Annotated in this window: 28 protein-coding genes; 7 read left to right on the forward strand and 21 right to left on the reverse strand. The window is 67.9% G+C overall.

Features of this window, described 5'->3' with window-relative positions:
• Positions 1-416: 416 nt before the first annotated feature.
• The 3 genes from ACE2AC_RS08855 (at position 417) to ACE2AC_RS08865 (ending at position 1,775) form a co-directional block, all read left to right on the forward strand.
• Positions 417-845: a c-type cytochrome gene (locus tag ACE2AC_RS08855; protein WP_375691729.1), complete on the forward strand. Its 429-nt coding sequence runs from the start codon at positions 417-419 to the stop codon at positions 843-845.
• Between the two features lie 70 nt (positions 846-915).
• Entirely contained in the window at positions 916-1,350 is a 435-nt protein-coding gene (locus ACE2AC_RS08860) for a c-type cytochrome (RefSeq protein WP_375691730.1), read from the forward strand.
• Entirely contained in the window at positions 1,347-1,775 is a 429-nt protein-coding gene (locus ACE2AC_RS08865; RefSeq protein WP_375691731.1) for a c-type cytochrome, read from the forward strand. Before ACE2AC_RS08860 ends, ACE2AC_RS08865 begins: the two co-directional genes overlap by 4 nt.
• A gap of 45 nt (positions 1,776-1,820) precedes the next feature.
• Here ACE2AC_RS08865 and ACE2AC_RS08870 read toward each other — a convergent pair whose 3' ends face one another.
• The 6 genes from ACE2AC_RS08870 to ACE2AC_RS08895 form a co-directional block, all read right to left on the reverse strand.
• The gene (locus ACE2AC_RS08870; protein ID WP_375691732.1) at positions 1,821-2,117 is read right to left on the reverse strand and encodes an SHOCT domain-containing protein; all 297 of its coding nucleotides are present in this window, start codon (positions 2,115-2,117) and stop codon (positions 1,821-1,823) included.
• A gap of 154 nt (positions 2,118-2,271) precedes the next feature.
• A complete protein-coding gene (locus ACE2AC_RS08875; protein WP_375691733.1) occupies positions 2,272-2,568 on the reverse strand; it encodes a copper-binding protein in 297 nt (98 codons plus the stop codon).
• Positions 2,569-2,625: 57 nt separating this feature from the next.
• A complete protein-coding gene (locus ACE2AC_RS08880) occupies positions 2,626-3,978 on the reverse strand; it encodes a multicopper oxidase family protein (RefSeq protein WP_375691734.1) in 1,353 nt (450 codons plus the stop codon).
• Positions 3,978-5,384, reverse strand: coding sequence for a TolC family protein (locus tag ACE2AC_RS08885; protein ID WP_375691735.1), 1,407 nt, complete (start codon positions 5,382-5,384; stop codon positions 3,978-3,980). The genes ACE2AC_RS08880 and ACE2AC_RS08885 overlap by 1 nt, the downstream gene beginning before the upstream one ends.
• Positions 5,381-5,599 carry a hypothetical protein gene (locus ACE2AC_RS08890; protein ID WP_375691736.1) on the reverse strand — a complete coding sequence of 73 codons (219 nt, stop codon included), beginning with the start codon at positions 5,597-5,599 and terminating at the stop codon, positions 5,381-5,383. Before ACE2AC_RS08890 ends, ACE2AC_RS08885 begins: the two co-directional genes overlap by 4 nt.
• Before the next feature lie 60 nt (positions 5,600-5,659).
• On the reverse strand, positions 5,660-6,013 hold the full coding sequence (locus ACE2AC_RS08895; protein ID WP_375691737.1) for a hypothetical protein: 354 nt from the start codon (positions 6,011-6,013) through the stop codon (positions 5,660-5,662).
• Between the two features lie 313 nt (positions 6,014-6,326).
• On the opposite strand from ACE2AC_RS08895, the gene ACE2AC_RS08900 reads away from it, so the two are divergent.
• Positions 6,327-6,770 (forward strand): DUF411 domain-containing protein, encoded by a 444-nt coding sequence (locus ACE2AC_RS08900; protein WP_375691738.1) that lies wholly within the window; start codon positions 6,327-6,329, stop codon positions 6,768-6,770.
• A 23-nt stretch (positions 6,771-6,793) separates the two neighbouring features.
• The gene (locus ACE2AC_RS08905) at positions 6,794-7,222 is read left to right on the forward strand and encodes a YqaA family protein (protein ID WP_375691739.1); all 429 of its coding nucleotides are present in this window, start codon (positions 6,794-6,796) and stop codon (positions 7,220-7,222) included.
• Positions 7,223-7,253: 31 nt separating this feature from the next.
• Here the strand turns inward: ACE2AC_RS08905 and ACE2AC_RS08910 are convergent, their stop codons facing one another.
• Both ACE2AC_RS08910 and ACE2AC_RS08915 read right to left on the reverse strand, forming a co-directional pair.
• A complete protein-coding gene (locus ACE2AC_RS08910) occupies positions 7,254-8,573 on the reverse strand; it encodes an MFS transporter (RefSeq protein ID WP_375691740.1) in 1,320 nt (439 codons plus the stop codon).
• Positions 8,574-8,581: 8 nt separating this feature from the next.
• Positions 8,582-8,842, reverse strand: a complete 261-nt coding sequence (locus ACE2AC_RS08915; protein ID WP_375691741.1) for a metal-sensing transcriptional repressor — start codon at positions 8,840-8,842, stop codon at positions 8,582-8,584.
• Positions 8,843-8,977: 135 nt separating this feature from the next.
• On the opposite strand from ACE2AC_RS08915, the gene ACE2AC_RS08920 reads away from it, so the two are divergent.
• Positions 8,978-9,253 carry a hypothetical protein gene (locus tag ACE2AC_RS08920; protein ID WP_375691742.1) on the forward strand — a complete coding sequence of 92 codons (276 nt, stop codon included), beginning with the start codon at positions 8,978-8,980 and terminating at the stop codon, positions 9,251-9,253.
• Between the two features lie 200 nt (positions 9,254-9,453).
• Here the strand turns inward: ACE2AC_RS08920 and ACE2AC_RS08925 are convergent, their stop codons facing one another.
• The 13 genes from ACE2AC_RS08925 to ACE2AC_RS08985 all read right to left on the reverse strand — a co-directional run bounded on the left by ACE2AC_RS08925 (position 9,454) and on the right by ACE2AC_RS08985 (position 21,764).
• The gene (locus ACE2AC_RS08925; protein WP_375691743.1) at positions 9,454-10,731 is read right to left on the reverse strand and encodes a serine hydrolase domain-containing protein; all 1,278 of its coding nucleotides are present in this window, start codon (positions 10,729-10,731) and stop codon (positions 9,454-9,456) included.
• Between the two features lie 183 nt (positions 10,732-10,914).
• Positions 10,915-11,406: a DUF3299 domain-containing protein gene (locus tag ACE2AC_RS08930; protein ID WP_375691744.1), complete on the reverse strand. Its 492-nt coding sequence runs from the start codon at positions 11,404-11,406 to the stop codon at positions 10,915-10,917.
• An 8-nt stretch (positions 11,407-11,414) separates the two neighbouring features.
• Entirely contained in the window at positions 11,415-11,918 is a 504-nt protein-coding gene (locus ACE2AC_RS08935; protein WP_375691745.1) for a DUF3299 domain-containing protein, read from the reverse strand.
• Between the two features lie 2 nt (positions 11,919-11,920).
• The gene (locus tag ACE2AC_RS08940) at positions 11,921-13,171 is read right to left on the reverse strand and encodes an ABC transporter permease (RefSeq protein WP_375691746.1); all 1,251 of its coding nucleotides are present in this window, start codon (positions 13,169-13,171) and stop codon (positions 11,921-11,923) included.
• Positions 13,168-13,863: an ABC transporter ATP-binding protein gene (locus tag ACE2AC_RS08945; protein WP_375691747.1), complete on the reverse strand. Its 696-nt coding sequence runs from the start codon at positions 13,861-13,863 to the stop codon at positions 13,168-13,170. Before ACE2AC_RS08945 ends, ACE2AC_RS08940 begins: the two co-directional genes overlap by 4 nt.
• Positions 13,853-14,458: a DUF2796 domain-containing protein gene (locus tag ACE2AC_RS08950; RefSeq protein WP_375691748.1), complete on the reverse strand. Its 606-nt coding sequence runs from the start codon at positions 14,456-14,458 to the stop codon at positions 13,853-13,855. The genes ACE2AC_RS08945 and ACE2AC_RS08950 overlap by 11 nt, the downstream gene beginning before the upstream one ends.
• 40 nt (positions 14,459-14,498) lie before the next feature.
• Positions 14,499-15,944: an ABC transporter ATP-binding protein gene (locus tag ACE2AC_RS08955; RefSeq protein WP_375691749.1), complete on the reverse strand. Its 1,446-nt coding sequence runs from the start codon at positions 15,942-15,944 to the stop codon at positions 14,499-14,501.
• Positions 15,941-16,753: an ABC transporter permease gene (locus ACE2AC_RS08960; RefSeq protein WP_375691750.1), complete on the reverse strand. Its 813-nt coding sequence runs from the start codon at positions 16,751-16,753 to the stop codon at positions 15,941-15,943. Before ACE2AC_RS08960 ends, ACE2AC_RS08955 begins: the two co-directional genes overlap by 4 nt.
• Positions 16,750-17,679 carry an ABC transporter permease gene (locus ACE2AC_RS08965; RefSeq protein ID WP_375691751.1) on the reverse strand — a complete coding sequence of 310 codons (930 nt, stop codon included), beginning with the start codon at positions 17,677-17,679 and terminating at the stop codon, positions 16,750-16,752. Before ACE2AC_RS08965 ends, ACE2AC_RS08960 begins: the two co-directional genes overlap by 4 nt.
• Positions 17,676-19,175 (reverse strand): ABC transporter substrate-binding protein, encoded by a 1,500-nt coding sequence (locus ACE2AC_RS08970; protein WP_375691752.1) that lies wholly within the window; start codon positions 19,173-19,175, stop codon positions 17,676-17,678. Before ACE2AC_RS08970 ends, ACE2AC_RS08965 begins: the two co-directional genes overlap by 4 nt.
• On the reverse strand, positions 19,172-19,411 hold the full coding sequence (locus ACE2AC_RS08975; RefSeq protein WP_375691753.1) for a DUF6525 family protein: 240 nt from the start codon (positions 19,409-19,411) through the stop codon (positions 19,172-19,174). Before ACE2AC_RS08975 ends, ACE2AC_RS08970 begins: the two co-directional genes overlap by 4 nt.
• A 47-nt stretch (positions 19,412-19,458) precedes the next feature.
• Positions 19,459-20,661: a CobW family GTP-binding protein gene (locus ACE2AC_RS08980; protein ID WP_375691754.1), complete on the reverse strand. Its 1,203-nt coding sequence runs from the start codon at positions 20,659-20,661 to the stop codon at positions 19,459-19,461.
• On the reverse strand, positions 20,658-21,764 hold the full coding sequence (locus ACE2AC_RS08985) for a CobW family GTP-binding protein (RefSeq protein WP_375691755.1): 1,107 nt from the start codon (positions 21,762-21,764) through the stop codon (positions 20,658-20,660). Before ACE2AC_RS08985 ends, ACE2AC_RS08980 begins: the two co-directional genes overlap by 4 nt.
• Before the next feature lie 196 nt (positions 21,765-21,960).
• On the opposite strand from ACE2AC_RS08985, the gene ACE2AC_RS08990 reads away from it, so the two are divergent.
• Complete coding sequence (locus tag ACE2AC_RS08990; protein ID WP_375691756.1) at positions 21,961-22,584, forward strand: c-type cytochrome; 624 nt, start codon at positions 21,961-21,963, stop codon at positions 22,582-22,584.
• The last annotated feature ends 63 nt before the right edge of the window (positions 22,585-22,647 follow it).

Raw genomic sequence — 22,647 nt, forward strand, 5'->3', positions numbered from 1 at the left:
GGAGGTTTCGTGCGGCACTTCATTGCCATCCTGATGCTGGTGTTTTCCGCCTGGGTTTTCCAACCCGGGGTGGCAGAGGCGCATGGAATGCCCCATGACATGCCGGCCTCCGGCATCTGCCCGGATTGTTCGGACATGGCAGGCAGTGCGGATGTGGACCAGGTCGAGGGCCATACCTGCCACCATGGTTCGGGATGTTTTGCCTACGGCCTCCCAGTCGCGATGAGCACCATCGTCCCGGGCTCCGAGATGTCCGAAGGACACCGACCCGAACGGCACGTCACGCCGCGTTCGGCCGCGCTTGCCCGGGACCTCCCCCCTCCGCGATCCTGACGACATCCGACACGATGACTGCGGCCACATGAGCCGCAGGACGGACAGCGCGTCCCCGAACCGCGCCCTTCAGGATCAAGACGATGAACAAGATCATTCCCGCCCTCGCGGCGGCCGCCGTGCTCGCAGCCGGCGCCTATTATCTCACCCGGCCCGCGGAGCATTCCTCTCCGGAAGCCACGCCGGAGGGCGATGCCATTGTGGCGGTCACCCTGCCCGAAACACTCTCGCCCGAGGCCACGATGGGCCAGCGTGCCTTCAATGCCGTCTGTGCCGCTTGCCATGGTGAAAACGCCGCCGGCAGGAATGGCTCCGGACCGCCGCTGGTTCATAAGATCTACGAACCCTCGCATCATGGCGACATGGCCTTTCAGATGGCCGTCCAGAACGGCGTTCGTGCGCACCATTGGAAGTTTGGCGATATGCTACCGCAGTCCGGCCTGACGCGCGGCGATGTGTCGAACGTGGTGGCCTACGTCCGAGAACTTCAGCGCGCGAACGGTATCGAGTGACACGGGGCCTAAACCAAAGCCGAAGAAATCTCGGCAGATCTCAAGAATCTCAACGAGCAAGGACAACAGGATGAAGAAGCAAGCGATCACTCTGGCCCTCATCGTGGCCGGCACTGCCGTATTTGCCCATGGCGGGGTCAAGGACCCCGATGTCATGAACCGCATGATGGGCATGTCGGAACTGGCCAAGCAGCTGAAGGTCATCGGCGCAATGGCCAAGGGCGAGACAGGTTTCGATGCCGCTGCGAGCAATGCCGCGCTGGCCAAGATGGCTGAGGAAGCCTCGTACATCCCGACCCTCTTCGGACCCGAGGCGACGGACCCGAAGTCCGAGGCGTTGCCCGTGATCTGGCAGGAGTTCGACAAGTTCTCAGCCCGCGCCCGGGACCTCCAGCGGGTGACCGGGGAGCTTGCCGGAACGATCGAATCCAGGGCCGACCTCGGCGCGGCGATGAAGCAGGTCGGCCAGGCCTGCGGTGCCTGTCACTCGGCCTACCGGAAATGAGAACGATCGCGTTGTTGGCCGTTGCCGCGGCAGGCGCCGCACAGGCCGAACATCGGCTCACGGGGCGCGACCTCGACGCCGGTGCCGTGCTCTATGCCGAGAACTGTGCCTCCTGCCATGGCGCAGAGTTGGAGGGCCAGCCCGACTGGCGCAGCCCCGGGCCGGACGGCGTGCTGCCCGCTCCGCCGCACGATGCAAGTGGGCACACCTGGCACCACGACACGCCGCTCCTGCTGGAATATACCCTGAGGGGCGGTCAGGCCGCGCTCGAGGCGCGTGGTGTGACCGGCTTCAAGAGCGGGATGCCCGCGTTCGGAGACGTGCTGGGCGAGGAGCAGGTGCTCGATATCCTCGGCTTCATCCGCTCGACCTGGCCCGGGCGGGTGCAGGATGCACAAAGCCAGCGGACGCACGCGAACGACTGACATCAGCCCCGGCGCCGATCATCGTGCCGGGGCCGAGTGGCCCCCTCACCCATTCAGCAGTTTCTTCCGTGCGGCATAATCCTCCGCGTCGATCTCGCCGCGCGCCAGGCGCAAGTCGAGTTCCGCCATCGCGCTCGACCCCGCCTTGGCCGGGGTTTGCCCCGTGCCACGCACAAGCCAGATCACTCCGGCCACGACCAGTCCGAGGACGATGATCCAGAGGATCGGTCCGAAGATCATGCCGAAGCCATAGCCCCAGTTCATCATGTGTCCGTAGTCGTCGGGGTCGGCGTAGACCGGGCCGGCCAGCAGCAGCAGTGCAGGTATCGAAAGACGTTTCATCACGCCCTCCCTTTCGCGATTTCCGAGACCATCCTGAACTGCGGCATCCGGGAACGCCTTGATCTGCCGCAAGCCTCCGAAAGAATAAGGGCCCGCGCCGATGTCACGGCACGGGCCCGATCATGCAATGGCGCCAGCGAAGCGGCGCCCCTCCTCACTCTGTCTCGATCTCGGTGACCGTGAGCTTGCCCTTCACGCGATCGGCCAGGAAATTGATCTCCTGCCCTTCGCTGAGCCCCTCCATCATCGCCGGGTCGGCGACCTCGAAGACCATCGTCATGCCTTCCATGTCGAGGTTCTCGAGCGGGCCGTGGTCGATGGTCAGCTTGTTCCATTTGCTGTCGATCTTCGTGATCGTGCCGTGGCTCATCGGCATGTCGCCATGGTTCATCTGCGCCATGGCAGCACCGGACGTGGCAAGGGCGAAGGCGAGGGCCAACAGGGATTTCATGTCTTTTTCCTTTCAGGTCGTGGGTAGTACGCCCGGCGCACCGGGCACCGGGGGAAATCAGCCGCGTGAGAGGTGCGAGCGCGGGGTGAGGATGGTTTCGGGGCTGTGGTTGCTGGCATGGTCGGGAAGCTCCCCGGTCCATTCCCAGGCCTGCGTACCCGGCGGGTTCTCGTACCAGCCGGGGTCGGAGAAATCGCCGGCGGCGATCCCCTCGCGCACCTTCACGACCGAGAACATGCCGCCCATCTCGAGCGGACCGTAGGGCCCCCAGCCGGTCATCATCGGCACGGTGTTGTCGGGCAGTTCCATCGACATCTCGCCCATGTCCGCCATGCCCGCGGTTCCCATCGGCATGTAGCCCTGCGTCTCGCGCCGGATCATCTGGGTCAGTTTGCGCTTGTCCGCCCCGATGAAGGTCGGCAGGTCATGGCCCATGGCGTTCATCGTGTGGTGCGACTTGTGGCAGTGGATCGCCCAGTCGCCCTCGCGATCCGCCACGAACTCGTAGGCCCGCATCGCGCCTACGGGGATGTCGATGCTGACCTCGGGCCAGCGGGCCTCGGGGCGGACCCAGCCGCCGTCGGTGCAGGTGACCTCGAAGTCGTAGCCGTGCATGTGGATCGGGTGGTTCGTCATGGTCAGGTTGCCGACGCGCACCCGTACCCGGTCCCCCTTGGACACGACCAGCGGGTCGATGTCCGGGAAAATCCGGCTGTTCCAGGTCCACATGTTGAAGTCGGTCATCTCGGCCACCCGGGGGACGTAGGTGCCCGGGTCGATGTCGTAGGCCGCCAGCAGGAAGGCGAAGTCCCGGTCCACCGGCATGAAGGCCGGATCGCGAGGGTGCACGATGAAGAGGCCCATCATCCCCATGGCCATCTGCACCATCTCGTCGGCATGCGGGTGGTACATGAAGGTGCCCGACTTGATCAGGTCGAACTCGTAGACGAAGGTCTTGCCGGGCGGGATTGCCGGGTGGCTGAGCCCGCCAACCCCGTCCATCCCCGAGGGCAGGATCAGCCCGTGCCAGTGGACCGAGGTGTGCTCCGGCAGGCGATTGGTGACGTAGATCCGCACCCGCTCGCCCTCCACCGCCTCGATGGTCGGACCGGTGGATTGGCCGTTGTAGCCCCAGAGCCGCGCCATCATGCCATCGGCCATGATGCGTTCGACCGGTTCGGCGACAAGGTGGAATTCCTTCACGTTGCCGTTCATGCGCCACGGGAGGGACCAGCCGTTGAGCGTGACGACCGGGTTGTACTCCGGCCCGGTGCCCGGGATCGGCGGGACCTGCGTAAGCGGACTGTCGGTGGTTGCGGCCTCGGGAAGGTCGCGGAACCGGGTCTGCGCGTTGGCAGCCGAAGCGAGGACCGCACCGGCCCCCGCGGTGAGAAGTTGCCTGCGGTTCATCAATCAGTTCCTCCGCTGGAGCCACCCCAGATGGCGGCGATCATGTCCGCTTCGGCGCGCCAGTAATCGGCCTTTGCCTCGGCATAGCTGAGCTCGGCATCGAGGCCTTCGCGGGCGTCGGTGATCAGTTCGAAGGTGGAGGCGAGCATGCCGTTGTAGGACCTGAGCGCCTCCTCGTCGATCGCGCGGCGCAGTGGCAGGACCTCGTCCCGCCAGTGCCGCGCGACGTTGTACTTGCCGGTGACGGCGGCATGGGCCGAGCGCGCCTCGGACCTTGCGTTGACGGCATCCTGCGCGAGCTGGTTGGCGGCGCGCATGTAGGCCAGTTCGCCCCGGCGCGACGCGATCTTGCCCGTGTCGTAGACCCGGATCTCGAAGTCGACCTCGAGCACTGGCGAGACTTCGGTCTCACGCGGGGAACCCGAGCGTTCGGCCTCTGCCCCCGCAACGATGGCGAGGTCGGAGATCATCCGCGTCTGCCCCGCCAGCCGGTATTCGCCGGCGATGGCATCGAGCTCCAGCCGCCCGATGGCGAGGTCGGTGCGATGCGAAAGCGCGAGCTTCTCGACCTCAACACCTCCGGGCCGACGCCCCGGCAGACCCGGCAGGCGGTCCGGCACGTAGAAGTCGATATCGCTACCCCAGAGGCCCATGAGCCGGGTCAGCTTCTCCTTCGCCAGCTGCGCCTCGAGCCGGGCATCGGCCCGCTCGGCGGCAAGTTCGGCGGTGAAGACATGCTCCCGCGCCTGATCCGCCCGGTTCATCGCCCCGGTGCGTCCCAGTTCCGCCGCCAGTTCCGAGGCCGCGTCGGCGGTCCCCTGCGCGCGTCCGACGAGCCCGGCCCGCTCGAAGGCCGACACCGCGTCGATCCACGCCAGCCGCGTCTCGGTCGCCAGCGCCACCGTCTCTCCGAGCGCGGCATACTGCGCCTGCCGGAACCGCGTCTCGGCGATCGCCTGCCGGGACTTCTGCGTCGCAGCCTCGAGGATCGCGCCGGTGACCGTCGCCTCGAGCGACCGAGCGAGGCCGACCTCGCCTATGCCCGAAATCGTGACGCCCAGCCTCGGCACGGGCCCGAGCGCCGTTTCCCATAGATCGGTGGCCGACAACCCGAGATCGGCATAGGCCGCCTGCAGCCCGCGGTTGTTCATCAGCGCCACCTGCACGGCGGTGTCGGGGCCGATGGTCCTGCGATGGACGAGGGCACGCGCGCGCGCCTCGTTCGCCGCGACCTCGGCCGCCGACTGCGCCCAGACACCGCCCGAGCCCGTCGCCTGCCGCGAGGATTGCGCGACGAGGGAAAACCCCGCATTGGGGTCCGACGCCCTGCGCACCGCTCCTGTGTCGGCACAGGCGGCCAGCAACGCGGGCAGCGCCAGCGCGCCCAGTTTCAGCGATACGGTCATGACGAGCCTCCCGGCGCCTGCGCGTCATTGAGACGGCGCCAGTCCTCGGGCTCCGCTATAGTTCGGGGGGTGTGCGCCACCGTCGGGCCGGATGGCGCGGGATAGGCAAACGTCGGGTCGGCGGAGCGCACGAGCGACGACGCGTCGGGCAGCGCCACGGGCTGCGCACAGCCCGCAAGCGCCAGCGGCACGGCGGCCGCGATGAAGGTTTTCATGTGATGTACTCCGGAAGGGATCGGCAGGCGGGGCGCGTCATGCACCCGGCGGCATGTCGATCAGCCTTTCGGTGGTCGCCTCGGTCCGGTCGGTTCGGTCAGGCCGGCACGATCGCTGGCGGCCCAGGCGACGATGACACGGCTCTCGCGCACGGCACTGATCTGCCAGCGCGGTGCCACCGCCAGGTCGGAGAGGCAGGCATGGTCGCAGCAGACGACAGCGGACTTGCCCCGATCGGTGTCGCGCGGCATCTGCCCATCAGGCGCGCCATGCATCGAATGGTCCATGTGCCCATTCGCTTGCATCATCGCAGGCTGAGGGGCCATCACCTTCGCGCAATATACGCTGTCGGACATGGCCATGGCCGCCACAGGGGCGGCCGCGACCATGATGCCGGTCCAGACCAGCAGCATCGCGAGGAGGCATCGCTTCACCATGAGCGCGACATTGTGCGAAGGGCAACGGCGAGGCAACTCACGAGAAAGTCAACGAAGCGCCTCGCCGGAAGAGTCGAAACCGGAAGTGTGGAGTCCATCAACCCGACCGTGCGGTTTTCACCCGGTGGACATCTTCGTAGGCCGGGGGACATCAAAGGGCAGGACCAACAGCCAACAGATGGCGGTGGCAGTCCAGGCGCCAACTGATAGGAAGAGCCCCGGCGTTCGCGCCACCTGACGACACTTCGAGGACCCGCCCATGCACACGCCAATTCCGCGCCGGGCTTTCATGCTTTCCGCGACCGCTTTTGCCGTGGGTGCGCCGTTCCGGCTGGGGGCCGCGACTTCCGTGACGGTCGATGTCGCCCGTGACCCTGACTGCGGATGCTGCGAAGCCTGGATCGATATCCTCGAGCGATCCGGCTTTGCGGTGCGACAACGCCATCTGAACGCCGAAGCCCTCGCGCGGCACAAGGTTGAGCTGGGCATATCTCCCGCCATGGCGTCCTGCCACACCGCCACGGTCGAAGGTTACGTCATCGAGGGGCATGTGCCGGTAGCCGACCTGCGCCGCTTGCTGGCCGACCGCCCCGATGCTCTCGGGTTCTCTGTGCCGGGCATGCCCTACGGATCGCCGGGAATGGGGCCGAAGTCCGAGCGCGAGGCCTTCGACGTCTACCTGCTCCATCGGGACGGGTCCGCAGAAGTCTACGCCAGTTACGCTGCTGCCTGAGCCCCGGGACAGGCCAACCACGGATGCCCCCCTATCTCAGCCTGTTCCTTGCCGCCTTCGCCGCTGCGACGCTCTTGCCCGCCCAGTCCGAGGCCTTGCTGGCCTGGTTCCTGACCGACCCATCGCTTTCCGTGCCGCTGCTGCTTTCGGTGGCGACCCTCGGCAACGTGCTGGGATCGGTCGTGAACTGGGTTTGCGGGCGGTTCCTTCGGAGGTTCCAGGGCCGGCGATGGTTCCCTGTCTCCCCGGCCCGGCTTGAGAAGGCAGAAGCCCAGTACCACCGCTACGGTCGCTGGAGCCTGCTGGCGAGCTGGGTGCCGATAATCGGCGATCCGCTGACCGTCGTCACCGGGGTCATGCGGGAGCCGTTGCCGAGCTTCCTCGTCATCGTCACCATCGCCAAGGCCGGACGCTACCTCGCCGTGGCGGGGGTGACGCTGGCATGGTTGTAGGCGGTCGCGCCGAACGGCACTTGTCGCAATCTCAGAAATGCGTGGCCCACTTCGGGTGTCGGTCGTCGATCACCAGCGCGTGACTGTGCCGCCTGTGGCCCTGCAGGTGCGGGTGGTCCGGCGGCAGGTTGTCGTGGGTGTGCTCGACCTCCGTGGCCTCTTGGCCCGGCCAGAAGCACAGGGCCGCGACGATGCCGATGGCCCCGACCGTGGCCAGAACGATGAGCGCCGGGACCGCGCCGAACCGCGTCATCAGCCAGCCCGACAGCGGGTAGCTGAGCAGCCAGCAGGCGTGCGACAGGGCGAACTGCGCGGCGAAGACGGCGGGCCGGTCCTCGGCATGGGCCGAGCGTCGGAGGAGCCGCCCCGAGGGGGTGAGCACCGCCGAGTAGCCGAAGCCGATCAGGAGCCAGGCGCCGAGGAGCATGGGCCATTCGAGGCCGACCCAGCCGATGAAGGCTGCAAGGCAGACGAGCGTGCCGACCATCAGCCCGGCCCCCGCCAGCATCGCCGGTCGGTCCGGCACCCGGTCGAGCAGCCGGGGCAGCAGCAGCGCCGCCGTCATCGAGCCCGCCCCGAAAGCGAACATCGTCCAGGCCAGATCGCTGTCCGCAAGGCCCAGCGTCCCGCGCACCAGCACGACCGAGTTGACCAGCACCATCGCCCCGGCCGCCGCCACCGCAACGTTCAGCGCCAGCAGCCCGCGCAGCCGGGGCGTGGCGAGGTAGATGCGGATGCCACGCGTCGTGCGGTCGTAGATGCCACGCGGCTCGGACGCAGCCGGACTGGGGAGCATCACCGAGACGACGAGCAGCGCCGAGCCGACGAACCCCACGACCGTGCCGAGGAAGAGGGAATTGTAGCTCATCACTGCCAGCAGCAGCGCAGCGAGCGTCGGGCTGACGATGTTCTCGAGATCGTAGGCCAGACGCGAGAGCGACAGGGCGCGGGTGTAGCGGTCCTCCTCCGGCAGCACGTCCGGGATCGTCGCCTGGAAGGTCGGCGTGAAGGCGGCCGAGGCCGATTGCAGCAGGAAGATCAGCACGTAGACCTGCCAGACCTCGGTCACGAAAGGCAGCGCGAGGGCGCAGGCGGCACGGATAAGGTCGAGCGTCACCAGAAGCGCTCGCCGGTTCACGCGGTCGGCAAAGGCCCCGGCCACCGGAGCGATCCCGACATAGGCCGCCATCTTGATCGTGAAGACCGTGCCCAGCACCATTGCCGCATTCTCCCCGGCGAGGTCATAGGCCAGCAGGCCGAGCGCGACCGTGGCAAGCCCGGTGCCCAGGAGCGCGACGATCTGGGCGAGGAAGAGATGGCGGTAGGTGCGGTCGGCGAGAACGTTCAACATGGGGGGCCTCACAGGAAACGGGAGATGGCCTTCAGATCGTCGCGGTCGGCGGGGTCACCTTCGGCATTGAGGCAATGGTCCATGTGATCGTGGATCAGCGTCTGCTTTGCGTTGCGGATCGCGCTTTCGACCGCCTGCAACTGCTGGGCGATATCGAGGCAGGGCTTGCCATCTTCGATCATCGCGATGACCGAGCGGAGGTGCCCCTCGGCGCGTTTCAGCCTGGCAACCATGCGGGGGTGGGTTGCGTGACGATGCGGATGTGACATAGGGCATGCCTATCCCCCTGGGGGGATAACTCAAGATGGCGCGCAGACGCCCGGGCAGGACGGAGAAAGATGAGGCTGGGACAGGCAACCCTCCAGGCGGCAAGATGCTGCATGGTAGCGGCATTGTGCCTGTCGATGCTCATCTGGACCGTGCAACCCGCGACTTCGCATGTCCCGGCCGTCCTCGATGTGCTGAGCCCGCACGCCCAGATGATAAGGGACCACGGCCACAGCCACGGGCTGGAGGAAGACCCTGCCTGGGCAATGCACGGCCACACCGGAGACGAGGGCGAGATCGTCGCCTCCTACGACGACGACCACAGCGGGGTCTGGCGAAACCGCGACAGCGGCGACGTTTCTTTCACCGTGCAGGTCCGCGGTGAATACGGTGATTTCAGGAAGGCGACCTGAAACCTGCAAGCCCTCACTGCGCAACGGATCACCGACGCGACCGGCCCACAGCGGCCATACGACACAGCTGAGACGAACGTCTGCTCTCGTGCCAAGTCGAATGCTATCGCGGATCACGCGTTGTCACCATCCGTGCTTTGGACGCCGATCGTCGGTGCAGGTTGCTGCGTCTCCAGGCCCACGCAACCTTGATCCATAATTCAGCTGCCCAGTGCCTCGATCACGGCCCGCGCCAGCGGAAGCGGGGAATAGCCGAAGCGAGATGGCGTTAGCCCAAGCCGAACGATCACCAAGTCATGCGACGGAAAGATCCCGACGGATTGGCCATCGTGGCCCTGCATCCAGACGGCATCCTCGAACGGGGGCAGTTCTCCCGGCGCCTCGCGCCAGAGGTGGCCTTGGCAATAGGCGCCGTCCGACGCATCCGTGGGCTCGAACATCCAGTCGGTGAAGCCTTCGGGCAGCATCTGCCGTCCATCCCAAACGCCCTTCTGCAGCAGGAACTGGCCGTAGCGGGCCCAATCCCGCGCGGTGGCGTACATGTAGCTCGAGCCGATGAAGGTGTCCCGCGCATCGGTTTCCATCACCGCCGAGGTCATGCCCAGAGGCGCGAACAGCGCATCGCGCGGATAACTAAGGCTGTCGGAGCCGATCCGATCCTGCAGGAAGCGGGATAGCATCGTCGAGGTCCCCGAGGAATAGTTGAACTTGGTGCCAACCGCATCGACGGTCGGCCGGGACGAAGCGAACCCGGCCATGTCGTCGTCGAGGTAGAGCATCCGGGTCACGTCCGAGACATCACCGTAATCCTCGTTCCACTCGAGCCCGCTGGCCATGGCCAGCATCGCCTCGACGGTGATGTCTCGCCGCTCGTCCTGGGCCCAGGCGGCGTAGGTGTCGGTGAGCGGGTCGGTCAGTTCCATCTTCCCGGCATCGACCAACGTACCGATCAGGCCCGCGACGACTGTCTTGGTCATCGACCAGCCGAGCAGCGGGGTCTCCGCGTCGAACCCCTCGGCGTAAGTTTCACCGACGATGCGGCCGTTCCGGACCACGACAACGGCGCGGAAGCCCTCGCCGAGCAGTGCCCCGTCCGAGAGAACCTCCTGCACCTCGGGGTCCTGCGACGGCGCGACGGTGTTGCCCTGCGGCCAGGGCCCTTCCGGTAGGCCGGCCGGGGCGGCAAGGGTGGTGTCGCTCAGCCCGCCATCTTGGACATTGGTGCAACCCAGCCCCTCGCGATACTGCGAGATGGCGGGGGCAAAGAACCCGAAGACCTTCGCCTTCACGGTCCCTGCCTCCGGGTTCGCCTCGACAGAGATGTATTTCAGCAGCGGATGGCCCGGCGCCTGCACATCTACCGCAAGGACATCGTCGGGATCACGCCCGGCGATGAACACGTTGGAACAGACGATCTTGGCCGAATAGTTCGTGCCGACCCGAAGAAGCTCCGGCGGCGCGATCAGGAGGTAGCCCACCAGGGCAACGACTCCCAGACCCAGAGCGCCGACGACAATCTTCAATGCTTTGCCCAACATGTCCTCACCCGGTCAGAACCCCGGCCGCCCCATCTTCGATGCCTCGGACCGAGGCTAATCACCCGATCGAGATCGCCGCCACACTTCCCTTACGTTGTTTGAGGGCGGATTGAGGCCGTCCGGTCAGTTCCTATAGGGCCGGATATCGTCTGCAGACAGCGCGTAGCCGATGTCGGCGAGCTGCGTAGACGTCGAGGCCGTGCCGAACATCCCGGTCACCGTCACAGCTTCGAAAAGCCCATCCGTTTCGTAAGGCTTTTCGGTCGTCACGAAGACCAGCTGGTTTGAGGGCGGCGGGGGCACGTGGACGCAGGCGCCGACATAGGGCACGAGAATGAAGGCCGTGACGCCGGTCCCGTCGTAGTCGATCGGAACGACGAAACCCGAGAGGCGGACAACCTCCCCGTTCCAATCCGGACGGACACCGGTCGAGATCGGCTGTCGCGCAGCGAGCGAGGCCTCGTCATGCGGCACGATGCCCTGCAGGTTTCCCGGCAGTGAGGTGTCGTCCGCGGGCAGAAGGTCCCGCCACTGCAGGTCCACGACGGCCTCGGCCCGGGCTGACGTGGTCAACGCGAGGGCGGTCAGGCCCAGCAGGGCCTGGCGACGGGTCAACCGGAAAGCTACCATTCGTATGTCTCGATCTTTTCGGCGGTGAGCTGATACCCCACCTCGGCAATTTCGGTGCTCATCGCCTTCGCCGACAGTTTCCCCGAGACCCAGACCGGGTCCCAGAGCGACTCGCTGGGCCTTGGCGTCGCCGTGGTGACGAAGACCAGCTGGTTCGGGGGCGGCGGCGGGGTGTGGATGCAGGCGCCGACATAGGGCACCAGCATGAAACTCGTCACGCCTCCGGAGCCCACGTCGAACGGGATGATGTAGCCCGGCAGCTTGACCGCCTGGCCGTCCAACGCCGTGTTCACCTTGGCGGCGTTCTCATCGAACTGCGGCACCCATGTGTCGTTCACCGCGTCGATCCTGCCGGGGCCGATGATCTCGCCATACGGCACGCCCGCCGGGATCAGGTCGTCCCAGGTGATCTCGCGGAAGGATCGGGCCAACGCCGGCCCGGGGACGAGCGCGGTGGCGATCAGCGCAAGGACGCGCCGGCGGGAGGGATGGACCACGATCATATCCGCACCATCATGCCATCGGCGAGCGACAGGCGATAGGCGCGAAGGGCCGGCAGCAGGCTTGCAAGGGCCGCCGCGACGATCACACCTGCGAGAACGGCGAATTCCCGCGCCGAGGGCGGCTCGATCGGCAGCCAGAGGCCGAAGGCGCTATCGACCAGCGGCTGGGCGATGACCAACCCGAGGTAGAGCAGCCCCAATCCCAGCACCGCGCCGAGCGCCGCCATCAACGCGGCTTCCAGCACCAGCAGACCCAGGATGGTGCCCGGCCGCGCGCCCATGGCGCGCCAGATCGCCATTTCGCGCCGCCGTTCGTTGAGCGAGGAGAAGATCATCGCCATCATCCCCAGCAGGGCGGTCACCACGACCATCGCGGAGACCCCGATCAGCGCGGTCTCGGCCACGCCGACGATCTGCCAGAGTTCCTGCAGAGCGACGCCCGGCAGGATCGCCAGCAGCGGCTCCTCGGGGTATTCGTTGATCCCGCGTTGCAGCCCGAAGATCTGCAGCTTCGATTTCACCCCGACCAGCGCCGCGGTCACCGCTTCGGGTGTCAGGTCCATCTGCCGGATACGCTCGACCGGCGTGGCCTGGCCGGGGATCTGAGCGCCAGACTGCCAGTCGACATGGATCGCTTCGATCGCCTCGAGGCTGACGATCACCGTCCGGTCGACGGGCGTGCCGGTGTGGTCGATGATCCCGGCCACGCGGAACGGTTGGTCGTCATGCTCGGTGAAGGAGGCAAGGCCATGCGACACGACGATCGGATCGCCGACCGCGTAGCCGAGCGCCTCGGCGACCTCGGACCCGATGACCGCGTCGTAGAGATCCTCCAGCCCGTGCCCCTCGCCGATGTCCAGCGACCGGCCGCCGCGGTATTTGTAGTGCTCGAAGAACGCGGGCGTCGTGCCCATCACCCGGAACTGCCGGTGGCTGTCGCCGAGTGAGATCGGCACGATCCAGTCGACCTCGGGGCGGCCCGCGATGTCCTGGTAGCTCTCCCATGTCAGGTTGTTGGTGGCATTGCCGATCCGGAACACAGAGTAGAGCAGCAACTGCACCCCGCCCGAGCGGGCGCCCACGATGAGGTCGGTGCCCGAGATCGTGTCGGCGAAACTCGCCCGCGCGCCGGTGCGCACCTTCTCGACCCCGAGGTACAGCGCCACCGACAGGGCGATGGCCAGCACCGTCATGCCCACGGTCAGCGCGCGGGCCCAGAGCGAGCCGATGGCGAGGCGCAGGATCATGCGGCGTCCCTTTCGGCCTGCACGACTTCGGAGAGGTTCACCACCCGGTCGAACCGCTCCCCGAGCCGCGCGTCGTGGCTGACCATCAGGAGCGATGACCCCGCCGCGTGGATCTGGTCGAAAAGAAGGCCCAGGAAACTGTCCTGCGTCGCGGCGTCCAGCGCCGAGGTCGGCTCGTCCGCGACGATCAGCGGCGGCCGCCCGATCAGGGCCCGGGCCACGGCGACCCGCTGCTGCTGACCGACCGAGAGCCGCCCGGCCGCGGCCCCGAGTACGCCCTCGGGCAGGCCGAGCGCTTGGCAGAGCCGCGCGGCCTCGGCCCCGGCATCCCCTGCCCGCCCGCGCCGCTCGGGCGCGAAACGCAGCGGCAGCCGGATGTTGTCCGAGACGCTGGCATAGGGCAGTAGATTGAACTGCTGGAAGATCACCCCGATCGCTTCGGCCCGAAAGCGGTCGCGCGCGCCCGCCCGCATCGCGGCAAGATCGATGCCGCCGACCGCGATACGGCCCGTATCCGGCGTGACGATGCCGCAGATCAGCGACAGCAGGGTGGACTTGCCCGATCCGCTTTCGCCGAGGAGGAGGACGCTTTCGCCCTCCCCCATCTGAAACGCGGGCACCGAAATCTCGAATGACGCCCGCCCCGGCCAGCGGAAGCGGACGTGGTCGAGGACAAGCGCGTCAGTTGCCAAGTCGCAGCACCGGGTCGTCGCGGGTGACCTCGAAGGCCGTGGCGCCGCTGTCGCTTACAAGCTGGACCTCGACCTCTTGCGCGTTCGGGAAGGCATCGAAGTAGGCGAAGGAAAGCTCGGAAACCGCGGCGGGGTCGTCGCAAGTCAGCGTGTATGCCGCGTGGAATTCGCTGTGGCCGCCTTCCTCGTCGTCGTGGTCTTCGCCTTCGGCATGCTCTTCGTGATCGTGCTCCTCGTGGTCGTGATCTTCGCCCTCGGCGTGCTCTTCGTGGTCATGCTCCTCGGCTTCCAGCCCGGCCTCGGCGCTCGTGGTGACGCAACCCGCCGCCTCGGAGGGGACGAAGAGCGTCAGCGGCTTGGCGAGCATGGCGAGCGCATTGGCGATGGCCGCTTTGTCCGCATCGCTTTCCGCCGGGTGTTCGAAGCCGACGATGTCGGCGCCAGGGGCATGCAACTCCATGGCGACCTCGTTGCCCTCGATGGCGATGTCCAGCTGGCTGACGCCGTGTTCATGGGCGCCCGCCTCGCGATGCTCCTGCGCGGCAAGCGGCGCGGCGAAAGCAAGGGTGGCGACGGTCAGGATGGCGGGCTTCATGCTGAGTCCTTTCACAGGGGATTGAAGGGGGTAAACAGGTTCAACGCAACAGCCCCGCGACGGGACGGGGGACAGGGTCCGGTGTCGTGACGGCTCCCGGTTCGAGCGACAGCACGGCATCCGAGGTCGACCGGATCAGCGCCGCGTCGTGGCTGACCAGCATCACCGCGCATCCGGTGTCGTGCACCGTGTCGGAGATGAGGCGGATCACCTGCGCCTGGGTAATCGGGTCGAGGCGGGAGGTCGGTTCGTCGGCAAAGATGAATCGCGGCCGCACCAGCAGCAGGCGCAGCAGCGCCAGCCGCTGCAATTCGCCCCCCGAGACCGCCGATGGCCGTCGTTCGAGAAGGGCCGGATCGAGGCCGAGACGCGGCATCAGTGCCTCGACCGCACCCGTACCGGCATCGTGGCGGGTGGCCACGTCGTTCAGGGCGCGCCCAAGCGGGCGGGTCCGCGGGAAGGCGGCGACCGGGTCCTGGTAGAGCTTCTGGTAGGCCGTCGCGGGATGCCCCGGCGGGTGGCTGACACTACCGCCAGCGGGCGCCACAAGGCCCAGCACCATGTCACCAAGCGTCGACTTGCCGCAGCCCGACGAGCCGGTGACGCCGAGGATCTGACCCTCGGCCAGGTCGAAACTGATGCCCGAAAACAGCTGCCGCCCGCCACGTTCCCCGGCAAGGTCGCGCGCCGAAAGCACCGGCACGCCTTCGGCGGCGGGCAACCGGTCGGGCCAGTGCTCGGGATCGGCGGCGATCAGGCGTCTCGTGTAAGCGGCCTGCGGCGCGGCCATGACCTGCGCGGTCGCCCCCTCCTCGACCACCTCGCCCGCGCGCAGGACGATGAGCCGTCCGCCGATCCGGCGTGCCAGCGCGAGGTCGTGGGTGATGACCATCAGGCCGCCGCCCCGGCCCAGGTCGCCCAGCAGGAGGTCCGCGACCTCGTCCCGCCGTGCCGCGTCGAGCCCCTTGGTGGGTTCATCCGCGATGACGATCCCTGCCCCACCCGCGCGCGCGGCGGCAAAGGCCACCCGCTGCGCCATGCCGCCCGACAACTGGTGAGGATAGCGCGCCTCGGCCCCTTCGAGCCCGAGCGCGGAGATGTCGGCCCGCCCCTGCGCCTCGGCCGCGTCACGCGGCAGCCCGCGCACCAGCCGATGCGCCTCGGCCACCTGCCGCCCGGCCCGCATCAGCGGATCGAGCGACAGCCACGGCTCCTGCGGCAGGACGGCGATGTGCCGCCCCCAGAGCCCGCGGAAATCCGCCCCGCGCCCGGCGTTCAGCATCCGGTCGCCAAGGGCGACGCGGCCCTTGGCCGTCAGCTCGGGCGGCAGGGTGCCCATGATCGCCTGTGCCAGCAGGCTCTTGCCCGATCCGGTCTCGCCCAGGATCACCAGCGGCTCGCCGGGGTCGAGATGCAGGGTCACGGGCTTCAGGATCGTCATGCCGCGGTCGGCGACGGTGATGTCCTCGGCTTTCAGAAGGGTCATGTTTCGCGGCTCCCCGCCAGAAGTGTCAGTCCGAGCAGCAGCACGAAGGTCGCGATGACCGGCGACAGCAGCGCCAGTGGCGCCTCGCGCCAGTAGGGCAGCAGCTCCACCATCATCAGCCCCAGTTCCGGGGTCGGCGCGCGCATGCCGACATGAACGAAGCCGAGCGCCGCGATGGCCATGATCGCGGTCGCCGTGCCAAAGGCCGCGGCGGTCAGGATCATCGGCGCGATCTCGGGCCAGACGTGGGTGCGGAAGACATAGGCACCCCGGAAGCCCAGCAGGCCCGACGCCTCGACCGCCGGAGAGGCCAGCGTCTCGCGCGTGGCGGCCCGGGTCAGGCGGAAGAACTCGACCCAGAGCACAAGCGACAGGCCGGCCCAGAAGCCGAGCGCCGTGCCCGGCACGATGGCCAGCACGATCAGCACGAGGAGCAGCCCCGGCAGCGCCAGAAGCGCATCCGCCAGGATGGCCAGCACCCGGTCGATCCAGCCGCCCCGCGCCGCGGCCAGCGTGCCGAGGATCAGACCGGCCGTCCCTGCCACGAGCACCGCCGCGATGGCGATCATCGGCGACAACCGGAGCGCATATGCCAGCCGGTGATAGATCGACCGGCCAAGGTGGTCGTAGCCAAGCGGCGCGCCCGCCTCGGGCCCCGCCAGCGCGTTCATGAGGGATTGCCGGTAGGGATCGCCCGGCACCAGCAGCGGGCCGAGGAAGGCGAAGAGCAGCACGGCGATGACGAGTGCCGCCCCGATGCGGCGGGTCGTCGTGCCGGCGGGGCGAAGGGTGAAGACGGCGTCGCTCATGCCTGCCCCCGCGGGTCGATGCGCTGCACCGCAAGGTCGATCAGCGCGTTGATGAGGACGAAGCTCAGCCCAAGCACCAGCGCGGTGCCCTGCACCATCGGCACGTCGCGCGAGAAGATCGCGTGCACCAGCGCATGGCCGATGCCCGGCCAGCCGAAGATCGCCTCGACCACCACGACACCTTCGACCAGCGTGACGAATTGCAGGCCGAGGTAAGTCAGCAGCGGGACCGAGACATTGCGCAGCCCGTGGCGGAGGAGCGTCTGGCGCGGGCTCAGCCCCTTCCACTGGGCAAATGCATAGAACGGCATCGCCGAGATCCGGGCCATGGCGTCGCGCGCGATGCGGGCGTTGACGGCGGCAAGGCCGAGCGCCAGCGCCAACGCGGGCAGGATGAAGTGCACCGGGTCTCCGTGCCCAGCGGCGGGCAGCCAGCGCAGCTGGACCGACAGGATCAGGATCAGGATCAGCGCCATCAGGAATTGCGGGATCGCCTTGAGCCCGGTCGAGACCACCAGCAGCGCCCGGTCCAGCGCCCCGCCCGGCTTCAGCCCGGCGAGGATGCCGAGCGGCGGCCCGATCAGAAGCGACAGAAGCACCGCCACCGCCGCCAGCGCCAGCGAGGCGCCCAGCTGGTGGCCGATCTCCTGCATCACCGGCTGGCCGCTGACCAGCGAGGTGCCGAAATCCAGCCGGAGGAGGTCGCCCAGCCAGCTCAGGAACGCGGGCAGCGCCGGGCCGCCAAGGCCCAGCTCCTCGCGCACCGCGTCGGCGGCGGCACTGTCCACGTTGTCGTATCCGTAACGCCCGGCGGCGATGCGATAGTCGGCATCGCCGGGCAAGCTGCGCATCATGGCGAACGTGGCGGCCCCGATCAGGACCGCCACCATCACCGCCTGGATGCCTCTGGTGGCAAGCGTGTTCATTCCGGGATCGTCAGCTTCTGCAGGCCGAAGGTCCGTTCCCACGGGTCGATTACGGTGCCCTCGACGCCATCGGCCACGGCCAGCGTCTGCCTGTACCAGGCGATCGGGATCACCGGCAGCTCGGTCTGCAGGATCTCGGCGGTCCGGGCGCGTTCGGCATCGCCGCCGTCGCCGCGGCCGACGCTGCGGGCGAGGTCCACGATTTCCGCGTTCTCCCAGCCCATGGCGCCCCAGTCGCCAGTCGGGGCGTAGTCCGACAGCACGGTGCCGATCGGGTTCGGGATCAGCGCGAAGTTCCGCGCGATCAGCCCGAGGTCGAGCGAGCCGTCGGCGTGGCGCGAGGTAATTTCGGACGAGTTCGTCGTGTCGATGGTCAGCTCCACCCCGATGTCGCGGAACTGCTGCTCCAGCACGGCGGCGACCAGCGGCAGCTCGGGCCGGTCCGGGTAGGTCGTGAGCGTCAGGGCGAAGCGTTCGCCGTCGCGGGTCAGGATGCCGTCGGGCCCCGCCTCCCAGCCCAGCCCCGCCAACAGGCCGCGCGCGGCCTCGGGATCGTAGGCCAGCGGCTCGAGCGCCTCGTCATGCCAATCGCCGACCGAGGGCGGGAAGAGCTGCGTCGCGCCTTCGGGGTAGCGCAGCACCGCCTTGGCGATGCCCGCGCGGTCGATGGCGAGGCTCAGTGCGCGGCGGGCGTCGAGGTCGGCCAGCGCCGGGTCGGCCGCGTTGACCTTCAGCATTAACGTGCGCGGGATGGCGACGGAATGCACCGTGACCGCGTCGGAATTGCCCAGCCGGGCGACCGAGGCCGGGTCGAGCCCGAAGACGAAATCCGCATCCCCCAATTCCGCCATCAGCGCGCGGGTTTCGACCCGGCTCACGGCGTTGTAGCTGACCCCGGGCACATGCGGCGCCTCGCCCCAGTAGTCGTCGAATGCCTCGGCCTTCAGGCTCAGCGGCGGGGACAGTTCGGTGATCCGGTAGGGCCCGGTGCCGATGACCTCGACCCCCGCGCCATCGGCGCCATAGGCCGCAGGCGCGAGGATCTGCGCGCTGTAATGGGCGAGGTAAGCCGGCAGCGCAGCAAAGGGTTCCGACAGGGTCAGGACGACCGCGCCGTCCTCGGCGGCGATCCCGGTGACGGGGGTCTTCGCCAGCGGGCCGGGTTTGGCCTGCGCGATGGTCAGCGCGTTTGCCACCGCCTCGGCGGTCATCGGGGAGCCGTCGTGGAAGGACACGCCGTCGCGCAGGGCGAAGGTCCAGGCCAGCCCGTCTTCGGAGGTGCTCCATTCCGTGGCCAGCGCCGGGACGAGGCGGCCGTCGGGCTCGGCGTCCACCAGCGTCTCGGCTACGCCCATCCGGGTGAAGATGTAGCCCGAGGTCGAGGGCTCGGGCGACTGGATTTCGAACTGCGCGACCACGTCGAGCGTGTCGTCGGCGAGAGCCGGGGTGCCGAAGGAAAGCATCGTGGTCGCCAGCAAGGCGAGGGTGCGTCTCATGTCATCTGGTCCTGGAAGTCGGGAGTTGCGGGGACAGGCGTGGCGAAGGGCGAGAGCCTGTCACGGGAAAGGGAAAGCCGCTCGGCCCGGTCGAGCCGGGCGAGGATGGTATCGACCGTGGCGCCCTCGGCCCGGGCCTTGAGCCAGATGCGCAGGCACGAGGCGGGCGACCACGGCAAGGCCGCCTGCGCCACCCACGCACGCAGCGGCCCAGGCAGCGCATCGTAGGCACGCATCGGGTCCGCGCGTCGGCGGCGGCGCAGGCTGGTGGCGAGGTTGCGCCTCATGCCGCGCGGCGCCAGGCCGGGAACGGGTCCGGCAGCTCCGGCAGCGCGTCCGGTCCGGGGGCAAGGTGTTCGGGCACCAGCGCCGCGTCGAGCCGCGTCTTCAGCACCGCCCAGTCGATGCCCGCGCCGATGAAGACGATCTCCTGCCGCCGGTCGCCCCAAGGCTCCTGCCAGTGCTGCGCCATGTAGGCCCGGGCGCCGTCGTGGTCCGGGCGGCGCGCCTCGGGCGCGGCGGCCCACCACTGGCCGAGCGGCGTGACCGAAGACAGCGCGCCCGCGAGCGAGAACTCCGCCACCCAGTCCGGCCGGGTGGCGATCCAGAAATGCCCTTTCGCCCGGATCACGCCGGGCAGCGCGCCGTTCAACACCGCCATCACCTTGGACGGGTCAAACGGCTGCCGCGCGCGGTAGACGTACGAGGCGACGCCGTATTCCTCGGTCTCGGGCACGTGATCCGCAAAGCCGTAGAGCTCCTTGGCCCACATCGGGTGTTCATGCGCCTTGTCGAAATCGAAGAGCCCGGTGTCGAGGATCGCCGAGGCCGCGACCTCGGAATGGTCGGTCTCGATGATCTTCGCATCGGCATTCAGGCTGCGGATGATCTTGCGCGCGGCATCGGTGCGCTCGGGCCCGGCATCGGTGACCTTGTTCAGGACCACCACGTCGGCAAACTCGATCTGGTCCGTCAGCAGGTGGACCAGCGTGCGTTCGTCGCCCTCGCCCATGGTCTCGCCCCGGTCCCGCAGGAAGTCGTGGCTGGCGAAATCGCCCAGCAGGTTCACCGCGTCCACCACCGTCACCATCGTGTCGAGCCGGGCAACATCGGCGAGGCTCTCGCCGCCCGCATCGCGGAATTCGAAGGTCGCGGCGACGGGCAGCGGTTCGGAGATCCCGGTCGATTCAATCAGCAGGTAATCGAAGCGCCCCTCCGCAGCGAGGCGACGGACCTCCTCCAGCAGGTCGTCGCGCAGGGTGCAGTAGATGCAGCCGTTCGACATCTCGACCAGCGTCTCCTCGGTGCGCGACAGCTCGGTGTCGGCGCGCACGAGGTCGGCGTCGATGTTCACCTCGGACATGTCGTTGACGATGACGGCGACGCGCCGTCCCTCGCGGTTGTTCAGCACGCGGTTCAGCAGCGTCGTCTTGCCGGCGCCGAGAAAGCCCGACAGCACGGTGACGGGAAGGCGGGTGTCCTTCATGGATGGTCCTCCTGTTGGGTGGTTGGTGCGGCCGCCCGCGGCAGGTGCAGCCGCAGCATGTCGAGGCTGCGCTGAAGCTCGGGGCGGGAGATGTCGCGGGCGATCACGACGATGCGCGAGCGGCGGTCGCCTCCGGTTCGGCCCGTGACGGGCACGGGGCGGTCGAAGACATGCTGCACGCCGTGGAAGACGAAGGGGGTGTCGATCTCCTCGATATGCACGATGCCCTTCACCCGCAGGATATCGGGCCCGCGCAGGGCGATCAGCGTGTCGAGCCAGAGGTCGAAGATCACCTCCGGCACCGGCGCGTCGAGTTCGATCGACACGCTCTCGATCCGCGCGTCATGGGGCGAGAACATCGCATGTGCCTTCGTCGCCGGGGCGAGGCCCGAGAGGTTGGCGAGCGGGTGCCCGGCGGCGGCATCCCCATCACCGCCGCCGGGCCATGCCGGGGCCCTGCCAGGCCTGCCGGCATTCCGTCCGCCGCCGAGATCCCAGAGCGCGCCGGGCGCCACCGCGCCCCGCTCGGCCCGGATCACCCCGGCGACCGGGTTGATCGCGCGCAACCGCGCCTCGAAGGCGTCGGCCACCCGCGGTGTGACGAGGTCGGTCTTGCCGAGCACGACGAGGTCGGCCATCGCCACCTGCGACACCGCCTCGAACTGCGCGTCGAGCGTGCCCTGCCCGTTGGCCGCGTCGGCGACCGTCACCACCCCGTCGATCCGCACCGTCCGAGCGAGGCTCGGCTCCGCCAGGAAGGTCTGCAGGATCGGTCCCGGATCGGCGAGGCCCGTGGTCTCGATCACCACCCGGTCGAAGGCGATACGCCCCTCGGCCCGGCGGATCAGCAGGTCCGCCATGGTCCGCGCAAGATCGCCCCGGATCGAGCAGCAGAGGCAGCCCGACTGCATCAGGACCACCTCCTCCTCGCTGGCTTCGATCAGGTCGTGGTCGAGCCCGACGGCGCCGAATTCGTTCACGATCACCGCGATCCCCGCACTGTTTGCGTCATGGAGGACATGGTTCAACAGCGTGGTCTTGCCGGCCCCGAGGAAGCCGGTCAGCAGGGTCACGGGCAGGCGTTGATCGGCGGTCTGGCTCACGGCAAAGGCTCTCCGGTCCCGATCGAGCGTGCCGCCGGGGTCAAGTTGGATTGGTCAGGCTGCTCAGGTCTGGCGTTGCAACCGCAATAGTCGACCGCGCGAGCGGACGGATGATTCAATGTATGTTATAACATACCAGATATGTTATTACGTAACACTCAATGAGGATGCAACGCCCAATTTGCATGCTTGATCGATGGCTCCGCGCAAGCCGGAGATGCAGACACCAGAGCAACTTGCCGCGGAGCCTGCACGACGCGATGCTGGTGATGCAGAAGGTATTGGAATGGCTGGAAGGGAACCAATGGCAAGGCAGGCAACCGTGATCGCAGCAATGCTCGTTCTGGCGGCCATCTGCGTGGCCGCGTTGTTCGCTCACGGTTTCGGCCAACGTCATGCCGCCCGCCCCCTGCTGGACTGGCAGGACACCGCCACGGTGGCACGTGGACAGGACATCTACGCCTCGGACTGCGCCGTTTGTCATGGAGAACTGTCTGCCGGTCCAGTCTCGCCATCAGAAGACAGTCCCGCGTCCTCCGCCCCGCCACATGACGCCAGCGGTCACACCTGGGAGCATCCGGATTTCGCACTCTTTCAACTTACGAAGTCGGGCGAGGTCGCCGCCCTCTGTAGAGATATCGGCGACAGCGACATGCCGCAATTCGACGAAGCACTCAGTGATGAGCAGATCCTCGATGTCCTGTCCTACATCAAGTCGACCTGGCCCGCGGATATCAGGGCGGAACAGGATGCTGTCAACGCCCTCTACAAGGCCCAAAACGAAGCCGTCCGAATGCTCTTGGGCCCGCAAAAGCCTTGAGGGACTCTGATAGACACGACAGGCCCGCAAGATCTGTACGGCCGCGAAACCAGTCATTCACAC

The organism is Pseudooceanicola sp. LIPI14-2-Ac024 (assembly GCF_042188925.1).
Lineage (GTDB): Bacteria > Pseudomonadota > Alphaproteobacteria > Rhodobacterales > Rhodobacteraceae > Pseudooceanicola.